We start from the raw sequence: 19,791 nt of genomic DNA, 5'->3' as shown, positions 1-19,791 counted from the left end.
TCTCGCAATCTGGACGGGGCACAGAAACTCCCGTCCAGTGAGTGAGACTGGTTCGGATTCCTGCTTTAAACAGCTGTGATGGATGAAAGGCGTAGGTCGGATGATGCGTACGCGTCCGCTGAAGGTGGCGCTGCTGGGCTGTGGAGTGGTCGGCTCAGAGGTGGCGCGCATCGTGACGACGCACGCCGACGACCTCGCGGCACGGATCGGGGCCCCGGTCGAGCTGGCCGGGGTGGCCGTCCGGCGCCCCTCCAAGGTGCGTGAGGGCATCGACCCCGCGCTGATCACCACCGACGCGACCGCGCTGGTCAAGCGCGGCGACATCGATGTGGTCGTCGAGGTCATCGGCGGGATCGAGCCCGCCCGTACGCTGATCACCACCGCGTTCGAGCACGGCGCCTCGGTCGTCTCCGCCAACAAGGCGCTGCTCGCCGAGGACGGCGCGACGCTGTACGCGGCGGCCGAGCGGCACGGCCGGGATCTGTACTTCGAGGCGGCCGTCGCCGGCGCCATCCCGCTGATCAGGCCGCTGCGCGAGTCCCTCGCCGGGGACAAGGTGAACCGGGTCCTCGGCATCGTCAACGGCACCACCAACTTCATCCTCGACCGGATGGACACCGCCGGCTCCGGCTACTCCGAGGCGCTCGACGAGGCCACTGCCCTCGGCTACGCGGAGGCCGACCCGACCGCCGATGTCGAGGGCTTCGACGCCGCCGCCAAGGCCGCCATCCTCGCCGGGATCGCCTTCCACACCCGGGTGGGCCTCGACGACGTGCACCGCGAGGGCATCACGGAGGTCACCTCCGCCGATCTCGCCTCGGCGAAACGGATGGGCTGCACCGTCAAACTCCTCGCCATCTGCGAGCGCGCCGCCGACGGCCGGTCCGTCACCGCGCGGGTCCACCCGGCGATGATCCCGCTCAGCCATCCGCTCGCCTCCGTGCGCGAGGCGTACAACGCGGTCTTCGTCGAGGCCGAGGCGGCCGGACAGCTGATGTTCTACGGCCCCGGCGCGGGCGGCTCCCCGACGGCCTCCGCCGTGCTCGGCGATCTCGTCGCCGTCTGCCGCAACAAGCTCAACGAGGCCACGGGCCCCGGCGAGTCGGCGTACACGCAGCTGCCCGTGAGCCCCATGGGCGAGGTCGTGACGCGCTATCACATCAGCCTCGACGTGGCCGACAAACCGGGCGTACTCGCCCAGGTCGCCACGGTCTTCGCCGAGCATGGTGTATCGATCGACACGGTACGCCAGAAGGGCCGACAGGACGGCAACGGCGAGGCCGCCCTCGTCGTCGTCACCCACCGCGCGCCAGACGCCGCCCTCTCCGGGACCGTCGAAGCGCTGCGCAAGCTCGACACCGTGCGCGGTGTCGCCAGCATCATGCGTGTTGAAGGGGAGTAAGGGACCCATGACCAGCATCGGCGCCCGCGAGGGCACCCATCAGTGGCGCGGCATCATCGAGGAGTACCGGGACCGCCTCCCGGTGACGGACACGACGCCGGTCGTCACCCTCCGTGAAGGTGGTACGCCGCTCGTCCCCGCGCAGGTGCTGTCCGAGCGCACGGGGTGTGAGGTTCATCTCAAGGTCGAGGGCGCCAACCCCACGGGATCCTTCAAGGACCGTGGCATGACCATGGCCATCACCCGGGCCAAGGAGGAGGGCGCCCAGGCGGTCATCTGCGCCTCCACCGGCAACACCTCGGCCTCGGCCGCCGCCTACGCGGTACGCGCCGGAATGGTCTGCGCCGTGCTCGTACCCCAGGGGAAGATCGCGCTCGGGAAGATGGGCCAGGCGCTGGTCCACGGCGCGCGCATCCTCCAGGTCGAGGGCAACTTCGACGACTGTCTGACGCTGGCGCGCTCGCTGTCCGACAACTTCCCGGTGGCGCTGGTCAATTCGGTCAATCCGGTACGCATCGAGGGTCAGAAGACCGCCGCCTTCGAAATCGTGGACGCGCTGGGCGACGCCCCCGACATTCATGTGCTGCCCGTCGGGAACGCCGGCAACATCACGGCGTACTGGAAGGGCTACACCCAGTACGCCGCCGACGGCCCCGCCGCGAGCACCCCGCGTATGTGGGGCTACCAGGCGTCCGGCTCCGCCCCGATCGTGCGCGGCGAGATCGTCAAGGACCCGCACACGGTCGCCACCGCGATCCGGATCGGCAACCCGGCGTCCTGGCAGTACGCGCTGGCCGCCCGCGACGAGTCCGGCGGCTTCATCGACGAGGTGACGGACCGGCAGATCCTGGCCGCCTACCGGCTGTTGGCCTCCCAGGAGGGCGTCTTCGTCGAGCCCGCCTCGGCCGCCTCCGTCGCCGGTCTGCTCAAGGCGGCGGAGGAGGGCAAGGTCGACCCCGGCCAGCGCATCGTCTGCACCGTGACCGGAAACGGCCTCAAGGACCCGGACTGGGCGGTCGCGGGGGCGCCGCAGCCGGTCACCGTACCGGTGGACGCGGTCGCGGCGGCCCAGCGCCTCGGCCTGGCCTAGGCCCTGGGCGCCCGCACGGGCACGGTCCCGCTCCTGTGCGCCCGCGTCGGCGCACAGGAGCCATGCGACACGCATCGTGCGCCTCCTGTGCGCCCTATGTCGCCATGGAACCTTCCTTCGATAGGCTGTACTCAACCCGCCCCGCCGCATATGCCACGGCGTTGTAGCCCCTGTGGCCCTCGGGCGTTCCGTATGTCCACGGACATCTCGCAGCCGTCCCTGTCTCGCAGCCGAATCCCGCCAGTCCCACAGTCACCACCCCTGTAGTCCCGCAGCCATGAGGAGAGTCGTCAGAGCGATGGCCGGTCCCGCGTTCCGCGCCGCCGCCGTACGGGTGCGCACCCCCGCCACCAGCGCCAATCTCGGCCCGGGCTTCGATGCCTTCGGCCTGTCGCTGGGGCTCTATGACGACGTGGTCGTCCGCGTCGCCGACTCCGGTCTGCATATCGACATCGCGGGCGAGGGCGCCGAGACGCTTCCCCGCGACGAGAACCATCTGCTCGTACGGTCCCTGCGCACGGCCTTCGAACTGCTCGGCGGGCAGCCGCGCGGCCTGGAGGTCGTCTGCGCCAACCGCATCCCGCACGGCCGCGGTCTGGGCTCCTCGTCCGCCGCGATCTGCGCCGGGATCGTGGCGGCCCGCGCGGTGACCATAGGCGGCGACGCCCGGCTCGACGACGCGGCGCTGCTCGAACTGGCCACCGAGATCGAGGGCCACCCCGACAATGTCGCCGCCTGTCTGCTCGGCGGATTCACGGTGGCCTGGATGGACGGCGGGGCGGCGCGCGCCATCAGGATGAAGCCCGCCGATTCCATCGTTCCGGTGGTTTTCGTGCCCGGCAGCCCGGTTCTCACCGAGACCGCGCGCGGCCTGCTGCCGCGCACGGTCCCCCATGTGGACGCGGCGGTCAACGCCGGTCGCGCGGCCCTGCTCGTCGAGGCCCTGACCAGGCGCCCGGAGCTGCTGCTGCCGGCCACCGAGGACCGGCTGCACCAGGATTACCGGACCCCCGCGATGCCGCAGAGCGTCGCGCTGGTCAACCGACTGCGCGCGGACGGCGTCCCCGCGGTCATCTCCGGCGCGGGCCCCACGGTCCTCGCGCTGGTCGAGGACGGTGCGGCCGACAAGGTCGCACGGCTGGCGGGCGAGGGGTGGGCGGCCAATCGTCTCGCCCTCGACGCCGCGGGGACGAGCGTTCTGCCGCTCGGCTCGTAGTCACAGGAGATTGCCGGTGAGTGAGAGGGGGAATGTTTGTTGGAGCCGGTAGTGTTAACCTCAAGTCTGCAACCGACGTCTTTGAGGCGCGGTGCTTCGTGTCCCGCTTCGGGACCACCCTTCTTCCGGGAGCCTCCCCGACTGCCTGAGCAGCCTGCCTGAGCAGTTTTGAGCACGCACCGGAACCGGCGCGACACCCCCCGTTTTTCCCAGCGGTGGGCCGAGCAGGGGGACCTCGGGCCGGACCCATGGCACGTATGCACGTTTGCAGATCTCTCCGCCATACCCGGCGGGACCACCGCCCCGGCACGGTCCACAAGACAGGACCGCAGTCGGACAGCACAACCGGTCGCCGAGCCAGAAGGCCGACGTCCGCTCCAGGGAAGGACCCTTCGTGAGCGACACCACCGATCTGATGGGCGTGACTGCCGACAGCACTGTCGACACGACCGCGCCCGCCGAAGGTGCTGCCACTGGCACCACCGCACGGCGCCGCCGCTCCGGCACCGGCCTTGAGGGCATGGTCCTGGCCGAGCTGCAGCAGGTCGCGTCAGGCCTCGGGATCAGGGGCACCGCGCGGATGCGCAAGAGCCAGCTGATCGAGGTCATCAAGGAGGCGCAGGCCGGGGGCTCGTCCGCCGCCAAGAGCGCCGACGCGGGCAGCGCCGACGCCGAGACCAAGCCGAAGCGGCGCGCGACCTCCAAGGCCCGTACGGGCGAGGCCGCCGAGGAGAAGACCGGCAAGGCCGAGAAGGCCGTGGCCCAGCAGCAGATCGACATCCCCGGCCAGCCCGCCAGTGACGATCAGCCGACGGGCGAGCGCCGCCGTCGCCGGGCGACCGCGCAGGCGGGCAGCCCCGAGACCGCCACGGCAGAGGCCCCGGCCGATGTCAAGGTCGAGGCCCAGCCCGACGCCAAGGCCGAGGTGGCCGTCTCCGCGTCCGCCGCCGGCTCGGCGCAGGCCGAGGCCGACGGGCGGCGCGGCGAGCGCCAGGACCGCGGCCAGCGCGGCGACCGTGACCGCGGCGAGCGCGGCGACCGCCGTGACCGTCAGCGCGACCGGCGGGGCAAGGGCGACGACCAGCAGGGCGGCCAGGGCGGTCAGCAGCAGGGCGGCGGCCGTCAGCAGCGCGACAACCGCGGCGGCGGCCAGGGCGGTCAGCAGCAGGGCGGCGGCCAGAACACCGGCCCGCAGGACGACTTCGACGACGAGGCGGGCGGCCGGCGCGGCCGTCGCGGGCGCTACCGCGACCGCCGCGGCCGTCGCGGGCGCGACGAGTTCGGCCCCGGTGAGCCGCAGGTCGCCGACGACGATGTGCTGATCCCCGTCGCGGGCATCCTCGACATCCTCGACAACTACGCGTTCATCAGGACCTCCGGCTACCTGCCCGGTCCGAACGACGTGTACGTCTCGCTCGCCCAGGTCCGCAAGAACGGTCTGCGCAAGGGTGACCATGTCACCGGCGCGGTCCGCCAGCCCAAGGAAGGCGAGCGCCGCGAGAAGTTCAACGCGCTGGTCCGCCTCGACTCCGTCAACGGCATGGCGCCCGAAACCGGCCGCGGCCGGCCGGAGTTCCAGAAGCTGACGCCGCTCTACCCGCAGGACCGGCTCCGGCTGGAGACCGACCCGGGTGTGCTGACGACGCGGATCATCGACCTGGTCGCCCCCATCGGCAAGGGCCAGCGCGGTCTGATCGTGGCCCCGCCGAAGACCGGTAAGACCATGATCCTCCAGGCCATCGCCAACGCGATCACGGTCAACAGCCCCGAGTGCCATCTGATGGTCGTCCTCGTCGACGAGCGGCCCGAAGAGGTCACCGACATGCAGCGGTCGGTCAAGGGCGAGGTCATCTCCTCGACCTTCGACCGCCCGGCCGAGGACCACACCACCGTCGCCGAGCTGGCCATCGAGCGCGCCAAGCGCCTGGTGGAGCTGGGTCACGACGTGGTCGTCCTGCTGGACTCCATCACTCGTCTGGGCCGTGCGTACAACCTCGCGGCTCCCGCCTCCGGACGCATCCTGTCCGGTGGTGTCGACTCGACCGCGCTCTACCCGCCGAAGCGCTTCTTCGGTGCGGCGCGCAACATCGAGGACGGCGGCTCGCTGACCATCCTGGCCACCGCGCTGGTCGAGACCGGCTCGCGGATGGACGAGGTGATCTTCGAGGAGTTCAAGGGCACCGGCAACATGGAGCTCAAGCTCGACCGGAAGCTCTCCGACAAGCGCATCTTCCCGGCGGTGGACGTGGACGCGTCCAGCACCCGTAAGGAAGAGATCCTGCTCGGCAGCGACGAGCTCGCCGTCGTCTGGAAGCTGCGCAGGGTGCTGCACGCGCTGGACCAGCAGCAGGCGATCGAGCTGCTGCTGGACAAGATGAAGCAGACGAAGTCGAACGCGGAGTTCCTGCTCCAGATCCAGAAGACGACGCCCGGCCCCGGAAACGGCAACGGCAACGACTGACGGTGACACTCACGGAAACCGCCCTCTCGCTCCGGCGAGGGGGCGGTTTTCCGTCTCCGGGCCCCCTGTACAGGCCCTGGCCGGCCCGTGGGCGGCTCCGTACGCCGAAGACGTGGGTGACCACCGGCGCCCTCACCCGGGCGGCGCAGCGCCCCGGCAGGCTCTCTCACCTGCCGAGCCCGGGACGGCCACCGCGTGCTGTGCCCCCCTTCCTGATGCTTCACTATCTGTACAAGTGGTGACGAAATGCCCCACATCGCCCGGCGGGAGGTAACGGAATCGGCGCGACGGACAGAGGGAGACCATGACCGACCGGAGCGACAGCCGAATACGTGGCGGCGACAAGCGCCGCAAGACCCCGGGCAAGCGCCGGCGCGCGACCACCGTCGTGGCGTGGTGCGCCGCGGGTCTGGTTCTCCTCGGCGGGTCCGGGATCGGTTACGTCTATTTCAAGCTCAACGGCAACATCCTGGGCATCGACATCAACGCCCAGCTGGGCCGCGACCGCCCGCCCGACCCCGACAACGGCTCCGAGGACATCCTCGTGCTCGGCTCGGACTCCCGGTCCGGCGCGAACGCCGTGTACGGCAAGGACGGCGGCGGCGCCCGCTCGGACACCGCGATGATCGTCCACGTCCACAGAGGCCACAGAAGCGCCAGTGTCGTCTCGATACCGCGGGACACCCTGATCGACCGCCCCGACTGCACCGACTCCCAGGGCGCCGCCGTACCCGGCGCGCGGTTCGCCATGTTCAACACGGCGTACGAGGTCGGGGGCCCCGCGTGCGCGGTGAAGACCGTCGAGCAGATGTCCGGCATCCGCATGGATCACTACATCGAGGTCGACTTCACCGGTTTCAAGAAGCTCGTCGACCAGCTCGGCGGCGTGAAGATCACCACCACGCGGGCCATCGACGATCCCAAGAGCCATCTGACGCTCGCGCCCGGCACCCACACCCTGGACGGTGAGCAGTCCCTCGGTCTCGTACGGACCCGCCACAGCATCGGCGACGGCAGCGACCTGGGCCGGATAGAGCTCCAGCAGGCGTTCGTCAAGGCGCTGATCGAGCAGGTCAAGAGCATCGGCCTGTTCAGCAGCCCGAAGAAGCTCTACGACCTCGCCGACACCGCCACCCGCGCGATCAGGCCCGACTCCCAGCTCGATTCGGTCGACAAACTGATCGGATTCGCCGACGGACTCAAGGACCTGGGGGCGAAGGACATCAAGATGATCACGCTCCCGGTCCAGTACGACCCCGCCGACCGGAACCGCGTACTGCCCCTCCAGGCCGCCGACCAGCAGGTCTGGAAGGCGCTCAGGGAGGACAAGCCCATCCCCGCCTCCGCGACCAAGGACTCCGCGGGCGACCGGGGCGACACGAACGGCGTCGTCGGGGACCGCTGACAGGGCCCGTCGGCGGGCACCGGCTTTTCCACAGGTGTGCGCCGGAATCCGGAATACTTTCCGCCGCACCCCCGTTTTGGGAGATACGGCCGGTCCTGGCAGACTGGTACGTCGGTCCCGGTTCACGCACGAGCACTCCGCACGTGCGACCCGGCGCCCTCCCCGCCCCCGCGCGGGGATGTTCCCTAGGAGAACCCCTTGAAGCGCGACATCCACCCCGCGTACGTCGAGACCCAGGTCAGCTGCACCTGCGGTGCGTCGTTCACCACCCGGAGCACCATCGAGTCCGGCACCATCCGTGCCGACCTCTGCTCCGAGTGCCACCCGTTCTACACGGGCAAGCAGAAGATCCTCGACACCGGTGGCCGCGTGGCCCGCTTCGAGGCCCGCTTCGGCAAGGCCGCCGCCGCCAAGAAGTAGCGAGCACCCCGCGCCGGTTCTCGGTGCCCCGTTGACCGGGGCGCCGGGACCGGCGCTTTGGCGTCCCGAAGCACCTTTCGTACGAAAAACCAGGAGCCCCCGATGTTCGAGGCGGTCGAGGAACTGATCGGCGAGCACGCCGATCTGGAGAAGAAGCTCGCCGACCCGTCGGTCCACGCGGACCAGGGACACGCGCGCAAGCTCAACAAGCGTTACGCCGAGCTCACCCCGATCATCGGCACCTACCGCTCCTGGAAGCAGACCGGCGAGGACATCGTGACCGCCCGCGAGTTCGCGGCCGACGATCCCGATTTCGCCGCCGAGGTCAAGGAGCTGGAGAAGCAGCGCGAAGAGCTGACCGAGAAGCTCCGACTGCTGCTCGTACCGCGCGACCCCAGCGACGACAAGGACGTCATCCTGGAGGTCAAGGCCGGCGCGGGCGGCGACGAGTCCGCGCTCTTCGCCGGCGACCTGCTGCGCATGTATCTGCGGTACGCGGAGCGCGTCGGCTGGAAGACCGAGATCATCGACGCCACCGAATCCGAACTGGGCGGCTACAAGGACGTCCAGGTCGCGGTGAAGACCAAGGGCGGCAACGGCGCGACCGAGCCCGGACAGGGCGTCTGGGCGCGGCTGAAGTACGAGGGCGGGGTGCACCGCGTCCAGCGCGTGCCGTCCACCGAGTCGCAGGGCCGAATCCACACCTCCGCCGCCGGTGTGCTCGTCACGCCCGAGGCCGAGGAGGTCGACGTCGAGATCCACGCGAACGATCTGCGGATCGACGTCTACCGCTCCTCGGGGCCCGGCGGCCAGTCCGTCAACACCACCGACTCCGCCGTCCGCATCACCCATCTGCCGACCGGCGTCGTCGCCTCCTGCCAGAACGAGAAGAGCCAGCTCCAGAACAAGGAGCAGGCACTGCGTATCCTTCGCTCGCGGCTGCTCGCGGCGGCGCAGGAGGAGGCGGAGAAGAACGCGGCGGACGCCCGGCGCAGCCAGGTGCGGACGGTCGACAGGTCCGAGAAGATCCGGACGTACAACTTCCCGGAAAACCGGATCTCCGACCACCGCGTCGGTTTCAAGGCGTACAACTTGGACCAGGTGCTCGACGGAGACCTGGACGCGGTCATCCAGGCCTGTGTCGACGCCGACTCGGCAGCGAAGCTCGCCGCCGCCCAGTAACCACTCTCGCAGTCCGGAGGAACCAGCGTGCAGCCACTTCCCGGTGGGCACAGCGACCCTCAGCGGCTCCGTCGCGGGCCCGCCAGCCGCAGCAGCCTGCTGCTCGCCGAGGTGGCCCAGGCCACCCAGCGGCTGGCGGACGCGGGCGTGCCCTCGCCGCGCTTCGACGCGGAGGAGCTCGCCGCGTATGTGCACGGCGTCAAGCGGGGAGAGCTGCACAACGTCAAGGACGCGGACTTCGACGCCCGTTACTGGGAGGCCGTGGCCCGCCGCGAGGCCCGCGAGCCGCTCCAGCACATCACCGGACGCGCCTTCTTCCGCTATCTGGAGCTCCAGGTGGGCCCCGGCGTGTTCGTGCCGCGCCCGGAGACCGAGTCGGTCGTCGGCTGGGCGATAGACGCCGTACGCGCCATGGACGTCGTGGAGCCGCTGATCGTCGACCTGTGCTCGGGCTCCGGCGCGATCGCGCTCGCCATGGCACAGGAGGTGCCGCGCTCGCGCGTACACGCCGTGGAGCTGTCCGAGCAGGCCCTCGCCTGGACGCGGAAGAACGCGGAGGGGTCCAGGGTCACCGTCCACCAGGGAGACGCTCTGAGCGCCCTTCCCGAGCTCGACGGCCAGGTCGATCTGGTCATCTCCAACCCGCCGTACATCCCGCTGACCGAATGGGAGTACGTCGCCCCCGAGGCCCGTGACCACGATCCGGAGATGGCCCTCTTCTCCGGCGAGGACGGCCTCGACACGATCCGCGGCATCGAACGCACCGCGCACCGGCTGCTGCGGCCCGGCGGTCTGGTCGTCGTGGAACACGCGGACACCCAGGGCGGCCAGGTGCCGTGGATCTTCAGCGAGGAATCCGGCTGGGCGGACGCCGCCGACCACCCCGATCTGAACAAGAGGCCGCGCTTCGCGACGGCCCGTAAGGCCATGCCGTGACCGCGACGGCGACCGTGACCGCTACAGCCGCACCGAGCACCGCTGAGACCGCCGCAGAGACCGCCGCACCGGCAGTGAACCGGGCATCAGACCACAGGAGGGCCGGCTAAATGGCACGGCGATACGACTGCAACGACGCGACCGACCGTACGACGGGTCTGCGCGAGGCCGCGTCGGCCGTCCGCCGTGGTGAGCTGGTCGTGCTGCCCACCGACACCGTCTACGGGATCGGCGCGGACGCCTTCAGCTCCGAGGCCGTCGCCGATCTGCTGGGGGCCAAGGGGCGCGGCCGCAATATGCCCACCCCTGTCCTGATCGGCTCCCCGAACACCCTGCACGGCCTCGTCACCGACTTCTCCGAGCAGGCCTGGGAGCTGGTCGACGCGTTCTGGCCCGGCGCGCTCACCCTCGTCGCCAAGCACCAGCCGTCCCTCCAGTGGGACCTGGGGGACACCCGTGGCACCGTCGCCATCCGGATGCCGCTGCACCCCGTCGCCATCGAACTGCTCACCGAGGTCGGCCCGATGGCCGTCTCCAGCGCCAACCTCACGGGACACCCGGCGCCCGAGGACTGCGACGCCGCGCAGGAGATGCTCGGGGACGCCGTCTCCGTCTATCTCGACGGCGGCCGGACGCCCGGCAACGTTCCCTCCTCGATCGTCGATGTCACCGGCGCGGTCCCGGTGCTGCTGCGGGCCGGTGCCCTGGACGCGGAGGAGCTCCGCAAGGTGGTACCCGACCTTGAGGTGGCCAATTGACCGCCCCTGAGGGGCGTGGCATAGCGGAGACCGCATTCACCGGCAACACCTTCCGCATCCTCCACGTCAGCACCGGCAACGTCTGCCGCTCGCCCATCACCGAGCGGCTGAACCGGCATGCCCTGACCGTCCGCCTCGGTGAGCGGCTCACCGGCGGCCTGATCGTGGAGAGCGCGGGCACCTGGGGGCACGAGGGCGCCGCCATGGAGGCCAACGCCGAAGCCGTACTCGCCGACTTCGGCGCGGACGCCTCCGGCTTCGTCGGCCGCGAACTGCTCGACGAACACGTCATCCGCGCCGACCTGGTCCTCACCGCGACCCGCGACCACCGCGCCCAGGTGATCTCCATGGGCCACTCGGCGGGGCTGCGCACCTTCACGCTCAAGGAGTTCACCCGGCTGGTGCGCGCCATAGACCCGGCGACGCTGCCGGACCCCCTCGACGAGGGGGTGGTCGAGCGCGCCCGCGCACTGGTCCGCGCGGCGGCGGCGCTGCGCGGCTGGCTGCTGGCGCCCACGGCGGAGGCGGACGAGGTCTACGACCCGTACGGCGCGCCCATCACGTTCTTCCGCTCGATCGGCGAGGAGATCCACCAGGCGCTGGACCCGGTCGTGACGGCCCTGACGGGGGTCCCGGCGCGGCCCCCCCTTTTTTGAGGGCTCGGTTCACCTCCGGGCGCTTCATGCCACTGTCGACGGTCGACCGTGCTCGATTCCCTCGTACCTCGGGAACCTCCGCGCGCTCTCCCTTTCGACAGCGGCGCGCCCTTCGGCTCACTCGCCGGCGGACGTGGAGGCGGGCGGCGGGAGCCAGGCGGCCTCGCCATCGCGCATCGGCGTTCCCACCGGCCTACATTGGAAGGCACGCACCCCCTCCGAGGTCCGGAGTCCGCCATGGCAGTCGTCACCGCCTCCCCCACGACCGCGCCGGACGTCCTGCGGCGGCAGGATCCCGAGATGGCCGAGGTGATCCTCGGGGAGACGCGCCGGCAGGCGGACAGCCTTCAGCTGATCGCCGCCGAGAACTTCACGTCCCCCGCCGTTCTCGCCGCGCTCGGCTCCCCGCTCGCCAACAAGTACGCCGAGGGCTATCCCGGCGCCCGCCACCACGGCGGATGTGAGCTGGTCGACGCGGCCGAGCGGATCGCGATCGCGCGGGCGAAGGCGCTGTTCGGGGCCGAGCACGCCAACGTACAGCCGCACTCCGGGTCGTCCGCCGTCCTCGCCACGTACGCCGCCCTGCTGCGGCCAGGAGACACCGTGCTGGCCATGGGGCTGCCGTACGGGGGGCATCTCACCCATGGGGCGCCCGTCAACTTCTCCGGCCGCTGGTTCGACTTCGTCGGGTACGGGGTCGACGCGGAGAGCGGGATCATCGACTACGCGCAGGTGCACCAGCTGGCGCGGACGCACCGGCCCAAGGCCATCGTGTGCGGCTCGATCTCGTATCCCCGGCATATCGACTACGAGACGTTCCGCGAGATCGCCGACGACGTCGGGGCGTATCTGATCGCGGACGCCGCCCATCCGATCGGGCTGGTCGCCGGGGGAGCGGCGCCCAATCCCGTGCCGTACGCCGATGTCGTGTGCGCGACGACGCACAAGGTGCTGCGCGGGCCGCGCGGCGGGATGATCCTGTGCGGCGAGGAGTACGCGGAGCGCGTGGACCGGGCCGTGTTCCCGTTCACCCAGGGCGGCGCGCAGATGCACACGATCGCGGCCAAGGGTGTCGCCTTCGGGGAGGCCGCGGCCCCCGCGTTCACGGCGTACGCGCACCGGGTCGTCGCCAACGCCCGTGCGCTGGCCGAGGCGTTGGCCACGGAGGGTTTCCTCATCACTACGGGTGGTACCGATACGCATCTGATCACCGCCGACCCCTCGCCCCTGGGAGTGGAGGGCAGAACGGCCCGCGGCCGGCTGGCCGCCGCCGGGATGGTGCTGGACACCTGCGCGCTGCCCTACGCGGACGGGCGCGGCATCCGGCTGGGCACCGCTGCGGTGACCACCCAGGGCATGGGAGAGGCGGAAATGCGCCGGATCGCGGCCCTCTTCGCCGCGGCGCTGCGTGAGGATGTTGCGGAGGCTCGGCGGGTCCGCGGTGAAGTGCGGAGCCTGACCGGGCGTTTTCCGCCGTATGGGACCCTTTCCTGAATGAAACATCCAGGGGCGGGAAGCCGTGCAACCATCTCGCTCATTGTGTAGTCCTCGCTCATAACGCGACTCGGTTTCCATCGGTGGATCCGGGGCGGGCTAGTGTGTGGGGCTGAGATGGCCAGCGATTCCTGTGGGGCAGCCCGTGCGTGATTACCTGCTGACGCTCTGTGTGACGGCTGCGGTGACCTATCTGCTGACCGGCCCGGTGCGGAAGTTCGCCATCGCGGCGGGAGCGATGCCGGAGATCCGCGCCCGCGACGTGCACCGCGAACCGACGCCGAGGCTCGGCGGTATCGCCATGTTCTTCGGCCTGTGCGCCGGACTGCTCGTCGCCGACAATCTGCAGAACCTCAACGGGGTGTTCGAGCTCTCCAACGAGCCGCGCGCGCTGCTCTCCGGCGCCGCGCTGATCTGGCTGATCGGTGTCCTCGACGACAAGTTCGAGATCGACGCGCTGATCAAACTGGGTGCCCAGATGATCGCCGCCGGTGTGATGGTGATGCAGGGTCTGACGATCCTGTGGATCCCGGTGCCCGGTATCGGCATGGTCTCGCTGACCTCCTGGCAGGGCACACTGCTCACCGTCGCGCTGGTGGTGATCACCATCAACGCCGTCAACTTCGTGGACGGTCTCGACGGCCTCGCGGCCGGCATGGTCTGCATCGCCGCCACCGCCTTCTTTCTGTACACCTACCGGCTCTGGTACGGGTACGGCATCGAGGCCGCCGCCCCCGCCACGCTCTTCGCCGTGATCCTGATGGGCATGTGTGTGGGCTTCCTGCCGCACAACATGCATCCGGCGCGCATCTTCATGGGCGATTCGGGATCGATGCTGATCGGTCTGGTGCTCTCGGCGGGCGCGATCTCCGTGACGGGGCAGGTCGACCTGGATGTCCTGAAGGTCTTCGAGGGGTCGGGGCGCGCGGCCACGCACGCGGCCCTGCCGGTCTTCATCCCGCTGCTGCTGCCGCTGACGATCATCGCGATCCCGTTCGCGGACCTGGTGCTGGCCGTCGTACGCCGCGCCTGGAACGGCCAGTCGCCGTTCGCCGCCGACCGGGGCCATCTGCACCACCGGCTGCTGGAGATCGGTCACTCGCACAGCAGGTCCGTCCTGATCATGTACTTCTGGTCGGCCCTGATCGCGTTCGGTGTGGTCCTGTACTCGGTGCACTCGGCGTCGATGTGGATCCTGCCGGTCGTCGTCGTGCTGAGCGCGGTGGGGCTGGTGCTTCTGCTGCTGCCGCGCTTCACACCGCGGGCCCCGCTCTGGGCGCAGGCCTTCGTACCGCCGCGCTACCGGCGCCGCAAGCGGGCGGCGGCCGAGCCGGACGGCTCGCACGAGGAGATCGAGGAGATCGTTCCGGAGCCGGTCCCCGAGCCGGTGGGGGCGCAGGGGGTGGCGGCGGAGCGTACGCCTGTTCCCGCCGGCGTCAACGGGGCGACCGCCCTCGGCGCTCGTTCGCGTTTTTCCGACAGAAGAAAGGCTGATTCCAGGCGCTGAGCCTGGGGCCATTACACTCGTCGGTGCCCAATACCAGACAAGTCACACCTCTGTCCTGCGCACACGCGCGGGTTAACTCTCATGTGTGACAGTTAGCACACCCCCATGGTAAAGACCTCATCAAATAGTTTGTGATACTGTTCACGAGACCCGGCGACAGAGCCGAAGGACCGTAGTGCGACGGTCCGTTGGCCCGAGAAACCCTCTCTCGGACCGGGCCTACGCTCGTCCATGACGACACCATCTGCCCCACCCATTCAGCGGAGCTGCCGCCATGCCGTCCAACGACGTCCGGAACCTCCTTCACACCGCCGTGCCCACTGCTGCCGTCGGTGTTGTCGCCGCCGTGGTCAGCGGTGTGGTCGCGGGGGGCAAGGGGGCTTTGGGAGCCGCCGTCGGCACGCTGGTGGTCATCCTCTTCATGGGTATCGGGCTGGTCGTCCTCCAGCGGACGGCGAAGTCACTGCCGCAGTTGTTCCAGGCCATGGGGCTGATGCTCTACACGGCCCAGATCCTGTTGCTGTTCATCTTCGTGGCCCTGTTCAAGAACACCACCCTGTTCCACCCGAAGGCGTTCGCCATCACCTTGATCGTGGCGACCGTCGCGTGGGTTTCCGCTCAGGCGCGTGCGCACATGAAGGCCAAGATCCTTTACGTCGAACCCGAGTCTTCGTCTGCCGGTAAGGCCGAGAAGACGGGGTCGTCGGCGTGAGAGGTAGGGCCGGGATAAGTACCCGTTCGGAACCCTGCTATCGTCCGGTTCCAACTGCGGCATTGCGGGCGCGGGCATCCGAGCTGACGCCTGTTCTCACGCGAGGCTTGAAGCCCGAGAGCTGCCGCTCCCACACCTGTAAGACCTGTCCGGTGCCGAACCGCGGCCCTGCGCCGCACCGACACAACGAGGTTGCCGTACCTATGCGCCACTCTGAAGGAGCCCGCGGTGAGTGCTGACCAGACGACGCTCGCCTTCGACTGGAGTTGCCGCATTTTGGCCGACAACGGCTGCGGCTTTCCGGCTCCGGGCCTGCACTCCTTCCTCTTCAAGCCGATCGTCGAGGTCGGCGGCTTCTACTTCAACAAGACGATGCTTCTGGCGCTGCTCGCCTCGGTGATCGTGGTCGGATTCTTCTGGATGGCTTTCAACAAGCCGAAGTTGATCCCCGGCAAGGTCCAGATGATCGGTGAGGCCGGTTACGACTTCGTCCGCCGCGGCATCGTCTACGAGACGCTGGGCAAGCGCGAGGGCGAGAAGTACGTCCCGTTCATGGTCTCGCTGTTCTTCTTCGTCTGGATCATGAACATCTGGTCGGTCGTTCCGCTCGCCCAGTTCCCGGTCGCCTCCGTCATCGCCTACCCGGCGGGTCTCGCGCTCATCGTGTACCTGATGTGGATGTCCGTGACGTTCAAGCGCCACGGATTCGTCGGCGGACTGAAGAACGTCACCGGCTACGACAAGTCGCTCGGCCCGGTCCTGCCTCTCGTCGTGCTCATCGAGTTCTTCTCGAACGTCCTCGTCCGGCCGTTCACACACATGGTCCGGCTCTTCGCCAACATGTTCGCCGGTCACCTGCTGCTCGTGATGTTCACCGTCGCCAGCTGGTACCTGCTGAACGGCTTCCTCATCCCGGCCGCCGGCGTCTCGTTCGTGATGACCATGGGCATGATCGTCTTCGAGCTGTTCGTCCAGGCCATCCAGGCCTACGTGTTCGTACTCCTGGCCTGCACCTATCTGCAGGGCGCACTCGCCGAGAGTCACTGAACCCTCCCCACACTCAACCCTGTCGTCCGGTGGCCAACCCCCACCGGTCCGTGAAAGAGAAGGAAGAACCGGCATGTCCGCTCTCTCGAACCTCGCCGCCGTCACCGGTGACCTCAAGGCCCTCGGCTCCATCGGGTACGGTCTCTCGGCCATCGGCCCCGGCGTCGGCGTCGGCATCATCTTCGGTAACGGCACCCAGGCGCTGGCCCGTCAGCCCGAGGCCGCCGGCCTGATCCGTACCAACCAGATCCTCGGCTTCGCCTTCTGTGAGGCGCTCGCGCTCATCGGCATCGTCATGCCGTTCGTCTACGGCAGCTGACGTTCTGGGACGAATAGCCCATTACGACGAAAGGCAATGATGTGAACGCGCTGGTATCCCTGGCGGCGGAGGAGCAGCAGAACCCGCTCATCCCGCCCGGACCGGAGCTCCTCGTCGGGCTGATCGCCTTCGCCATCGTCTTCTTCTTCCTCGCGAAGAAGCTCCTCCCGAACATCAACAAGGTTCTGGAAGAGCGTCGCGAGGCCATCGAGGGCGGTATCGAGAAGGCCGACGCCGCCAAGACGGAGGCGGAGAGCGTCCTTGAGCAGTACAAGGCGCAGCTCGCCGAAGCCCGGCACGAGGCCGCTCGGCTTCGCCAGGAGGCGACCGAGCAGGGCACCGCGATCATCCAGGAGATGAGGGCGGAAGGCCAGCGGCAGCGTGAAGAGATCATCGCCGCCGGTCACGCCCAGATCGAGGCCGACCGCAAGTCCGCGGCCAGCTCGCTGCGCCAGGACGTGGGCAAGCTCGCCACCGAACTGGCCGGCAAGCTCGTCGGGGAGTCCCTTGAGGACCACGCCCGGCAGAGCCGCACCATCGACCGCTTCCTCGACGAGCTCGAGGACGGCGCTTCGAAGGCCGAGGCCACGCGATGAACGGAGCGAGCCGCGAGGCGCTGGCCGCCGCGCGTGAGCGTCTCGACGCGCTGACCGACAGCACGTCGGTCGACGCGGCGAAGCTCGCCGAGGACCTGGCCGCCGTGACCGCGCTGCTCGACCGTGAGGTCTCGCTGCGTCGGGTCCTGACCGACCCGGCGCAGGCCGGCGAGGCCAAGGCCGAGCTGGCCGGACGGCTGCTGAGCGGTCAGGTGGGCGGTCCGGCCGCCGACCTGGTCTCCGGCATGGTCCGCTCCCGCTGGTCGCAGCCGCGTGACCTGGTCGACTCGGTGGAGGAGCTCTCGGCGACCGCCGAGCTCACCGCCGCGCAGCAGGCCGGTTCGCTGGACGACGTGGAGGACGAGCTGTTCCGGTTCGGCCGGATCGTCGAGTCCAGCCCCGCGCTGCGGTCCGCGCTGACCGACAGGTCGGCGACGGCCACGGCCAAGACCGGGCTCCTGGACGGTCTGCTGGGCGGCCGGGCCACTCCGGCCACCGAGCGTCTGGTAGCGCGTCTCGTGACCCGGCCCCGGGGACGTAGCCTGGAAGCGGGTCTCCAGACCCTGTCCCGGCTCGCCGCGGCGCGCCGGGACCGGATGGTCGCCGTCGTCACCTCGGCCGTGCCGCTCAGCGACGGGCAGAAGCAGCGTCTCGGCGCCGCTCTGGCCAGGCTGTACGGCCACCCGATGCATCTGAACCTGGACGTGGACCCCGAGGTCCTCGGCGGGATCTCGGTGCGGGTCGGCGACGAGGTCATCAACGGCACCGTCGCGGACCGTCTCGAAGAGGCGGAACGGCGACTCGCGGGCTGACGACGGACGGCGGAGCCGTCCGCGGACGCAGGCGGGACAACGGACGTCGGCAACAGAACAGAGCAACACCAGCGGCCCGGTTGGGCCGTGCAGAAATTGCAGAAGATTCCTGGGGGTCGCCCCCAGACCCGCAGACCCCCAAAGAAACTTCGGGCCCAACAAGGAGAGCAGGGAACCCAGATGGCGGAGCTCACGATCCGGCCGGAGGAGATCCGGGACGCGCTGGAGAACTTTGTCCAGTCGTACAAGCCGGACGCGGCCTCGCGCGAGGAGGTCGGTACGGTCAGCGTGGCCGGCGACGGCATCGCGAAGGTCGAGGGTCTTCCCTCGGCCATGGCGAACGAGCTGCTGAAGTTCGAGGACGGCACCCTCGGCCTCGCCCTCAACCTTGAGGAGCGCGAGATCGGTTCGATCATCCTCGGCGAGTTCAGCGGTATCGAGGAGGGTCAGTCGGTCACCCGTACCGGCGAGGTCCTCTCCGTCGCTGTCGGCGAGGGCTACCTGGGTCGCGTGGTCGACCCGCTCGGCAACCCGATCGACGGCCTCGGCGAGATCGAGACCGAGGGCCGCCGCGCCCTGGAGCTGCAGGCCCCGGGCGTCATGGTCCGTAAGTCGGTCCACGAGCCCATGCAGACCGGCTACAAGGCTGTCGACGCCATGGTGCCGATCGGCCGTGGCCAGCGTCAGCTGATCATCGGCGACCGGCAGACCGGCAAGACCGCTCTGGCCGTCGACACGATCATCAACCAGCGCGACAACTGGCGCTCGGGCGACACCAACAAGCAGGTCCGCTGCATCTACGTCGCCATCGGCCAGAAGGGCTCCACCATCGCGGGTGTCCGCGGTGCGCTGGAGGAGGCGGGCGCTCTTGAGTACACGACGATCGTCGCCGCCCCCGCGTCCGACCCGGCCGGCTTCAAGTACCTGGCGCCGTACACCGGCTCGGCCATCGGCCAGCACTGGATGTACCAGGGCAAGCACGTCCTGATCATCTTCGACGACCTCTCGAAGCAGGCCGACGCCTACCGCGCCGTGTCCCTGCTGCTGCGCCGTCCGCCGGGCCGTGAGGCCTACCCGGGCGACGTCTTCTACCTGCACTCGCGTCTGCTGGAGCGCTGCGCCAAGCTCTCCGACGACATGGGCGCCGGTTCGATGACGGGTCTCCCGATCGTCGAGACGAAGGCCAACGACGTGTCGGCGTTCATTCCGACCAACGTCATCTCCATCACCGACGGACAGTGCTTCCTGGAGTCCGACCTGTTCAACGCCGGCCAGCGGCCCGCGCTGAACGTCGGTATCTCGGTCTCCCGAGTCGGTGGCTCCGCCCAGCACAAGGCCATGCGGCAGGTCTCCGGCCGACTGCGTGTGGACCTCGCCCAGTACCGTGAGCTGGAGGCGTTCGCGTCCTTCGGTTCCGACCTGGACGCGGCGTCCAAGGCGTCCCTGGAGCGCGGTAAGCGCATGGTCGAGCTGCTGAAGCAGCCGCAGTACGCGCCGTTCCCGGTGGAGGAGCAGGTCGTCTCCGTCTGGGCCGGCACCAACGGCAAGATGGACGACGTACCGGTCGCCGACATCCGTCGCTTCGAGAGCGAGCTGCTGGAGTACCTGCGCCGTGAGCGCAAGGACCTGCTGACCAGCATCGCCGAGGGCGCCAAGATGTCCGACGACACGATCCAGTCGATCGCGGACGCCATCACCGCCTTCAAGCGGCAGTTCGAGACCTCGGACGGCAAGCTCCTCGGCGACGACGCGCCGGCCGTCAACGTCTCCAAGTGACG

At 69.5% G+C, this 19,791-nt stretch carries 18 protein-coding genes; all 18 read left to right on the top strand.

The genetic code is table 11. From position 1 onward, the window contains the following. The first annotated feature begins 100 nt into the window (after positions 1-100). The 18 genes from ACFRKB_RS26660 to atpA all read left to right on the top strand — a co-directional run bounded on the left by ACFRKB_RS26660 (position 101) and on the right by atpA (position 19,789). Complete coding sequence (locus ACFRKB_RS26660; protein WP_383108966.1) at positions 101-1,402, top strand: homoserine dehydrogenase; 1,302 nt, start codon at positions 101-103, stop codon at positions 1,400-1,402. 7 nt (positions 1,403-1,409) lie between these two features. After that, positions 1,410-2,492, top strand: coding sequence for a threonine synthase (gene thrC, locus ACFRKB_RS26655; RefSeq protein WP_365975164.1), 1,083 nt, complete (start codon positions 1,410-1,412; stop codon positions 2,490-2,492). 298 nt (positions 2,493-2,790) lie between these two features. Beyond that, positions 2,791-3,708: a homoserine kinase gene (gene thrB, locus ACFRKB_RS26650; protein WP_365975220.1), complete on the top strand. Its 918-nt coding sequence runs from the start codon at positions 2,791-2,793 to the stop codon at positions 3,706-3,708. A gap of 394 nt (positions 3,709-4,102) precedes the next feature. Next, positions 4,103-6,169, top strand: coding sequence for a transcription termination factor Rho (gene rho / locus ACFRKB_RS26645; RefSeq protein ID WP_383108965.1), 2,067 nt, complete (start codon positions 4,103-4,105; stop codon positions 6,167-6,169). A 304-nt stretch (positions 6,170-6,473) separates the two neighbouring features. After that, positions 6,474-7,574, top strand: a complete 1,101-nt coding sequence (locus ACFRKB_RS26640) for an LCP family protein (protein ID WP_383108964.1) — start codon at positions 6,474-6,476, stop codon at positions 7,572-7,574. Positions 7,575-7,772: 198 nt separating this feature from the next. Next, the gene (gene rpmE / locus ACFRKB_RS26635; RefSeq protein ID WP_030352007.1) at positions 7,773-7,994 is read left to right on the top strand and encodes a 50S ribosomal protein L31; all 222 of its coding nucleotides are present in this window, start codon (positions 7,773-7,775) and stop codon (positions 7,992-7,994) included. 102 nt (positions 7,995-8,096) lie between these two features. Further along, positions 8,097-9,176 (top strand): peptide chain release factor 1, encoded by a 1,080-nt coding sequence (gene prfA / locus ACFRKB_RS26630; protein WP_129771287.1) that lies wholly within the window; start codon positions 8,097-8,099, stop codon positions 9,174-9,176. A 96-nt stretch (positions 9,177-9,272) separates the two neighbouring features. Continuing rightward, a complete protein-coding gene (prmC, locus tag ACFRKB_RS26625) occupies positions 9,273-10,112 on the top strand; it encodes a peptide chain release factor N(5)-glutamine methyltransferase (protein WP_365975219.1) in 840 nt (279 codons plus the stop codon). 110 nt (positions 10,113-10,222) lie between these two features. Beyond that, positions 10,223-10,870 (top strand): L-threonylcarbamoyladenylate synthase, encoded by a 648-nt coding sequence (locus ACFRKB_RS26620; RefSeq protein WP_365975159.1) that lies wholly within the window; start codon positions 10,223-10,225, stop codon positions 10,868-10,870. Next, complete coding sequence (locus tag ACFRKB_RS26615) at positions 10,867-11,526, top strand: arsenate reductase/protein-tyrosine-phosphatase family protein (RefSeq protein ID WP_382664987.1); 660 nt, start codon at positions 10,867-10,869, stop codon at positions 11,524-11,526. Before ACFRKB_RS26620 ends, ACFRKB_RS26615 begins: the two co-directional genes overlap by 4 nt. A 237-nt stretch (positions 11,527-11,763) precedes the next feature. Next, positions 11,764-13,020: a serine hydroxymethyltransferase gene (locus ACFRKB_RS26610; protein ID WP_383108962.1), complete on the top strand. Its 1,257-nt coding sequence runs from the start codon at positions 11,764-11,766 to the stop codon at positions 13,018-13,020. Positions 13,021-13,165: 145 nt separating this feature from the next. Then, positions 13,166-14,527: an MraY family glycosyltransferase gene (locus ACFRKB_RS26605; protein ID WP_383108961.1), complete on the top strand. Its 1,362-nt coding sequence runs from the start codon at positions 13,166-13,168 to the stop codon at positions 14,525-14,527. Between the two features lie 274 nt (positions 14,528-14,801). Further along, positions 14,802-15,239, top strand: coding sequence for a hypothetical protein (locus ACFRKB_RS26600; protein WP_365975154.1), 438 nt, complete (start codon positions 14,802-14,804; stop codon positions 15,237-15,239). A 276-nt stretch (positions 15,240-15,515) separates the two neighbouring features. After that, positions 15,516-16,286 (top strand): F0F1 ATP synthase subunit A, encoded by a 771-nt coding sequence (gene atpB / locus ACFRKB_RS26595; protein ID WP_383109010.1) that lies wholly within the window; start codon positions 15,516-15,518, stop codon positions 16,284-16,286. A 73-nt stretch (positions 16,287-16,359) separates the two neighbouring features. Further along, the gene (gene atpE / locus ACFRKB_RS26590) at positions 16,360-16,605 is read left to right on the top strand and encodes an ATP synthase F0 subunit C (protein ID WP_129771293.1); all 246 of its coding nucleotides are present in this window, start codon (positions 16,360-16,362) and stop codon (positions 16,603-16,605) included. Between the two features lie 41 nt (positions 16,606-16,646). Next, entirely contained in the window at positions 16,647-17,201 is a 555-nt protein-coding gene (locus ACFRKB_RS26585; protein WP_383108959.1) for a F0F1 ATP synthase subunit B, read from the top strand. Further along, on the top strand, positions 17,198-18,013 hold the full coding sequence (locus tag ACFRKB_RS26580; protein ID WP_383108958.1) for a F0F1 ATP synthase subunit delta: 816 nt from the start codon (positions 17,198-17,200) through the stop codon (positions 18,011-18,013). Before ACFRKB_RS26585 ends, ACFRKB_RS26580 begins: the two co-directional genes overlap by 4 nt. A 180-nt stretch (positions 18,014-18,193) precedes the next feature. Then, positions 18,194-19,789, top strand: a complete 1,596-nt coding sequence (gene atpA / locus ACFRKB_RS26575) for a F0F1 ATP synthase subunit alpha (protein WP_382517750.1) — start codon at positions 18,194-18,196, stop codon at positions 19,787-19,789. Positions 19,790-19,791 lie beyond the last annotated feature (2 nt).

Source organism: Streptomyces scopuliridis (assembly GCF_042790125.1).
In the GTDB taxonomy this organism is placed as follows: domain Bacteria; phylum Actinomycetota; class Actinomycetes; order Streptomycetales; family Streptomycetaceae; genus Streptomyces; species Streptomyces scopuliridis_A.
This window is presented reverse-complemented; position numbering and strand designations above follow the sequence as displayed.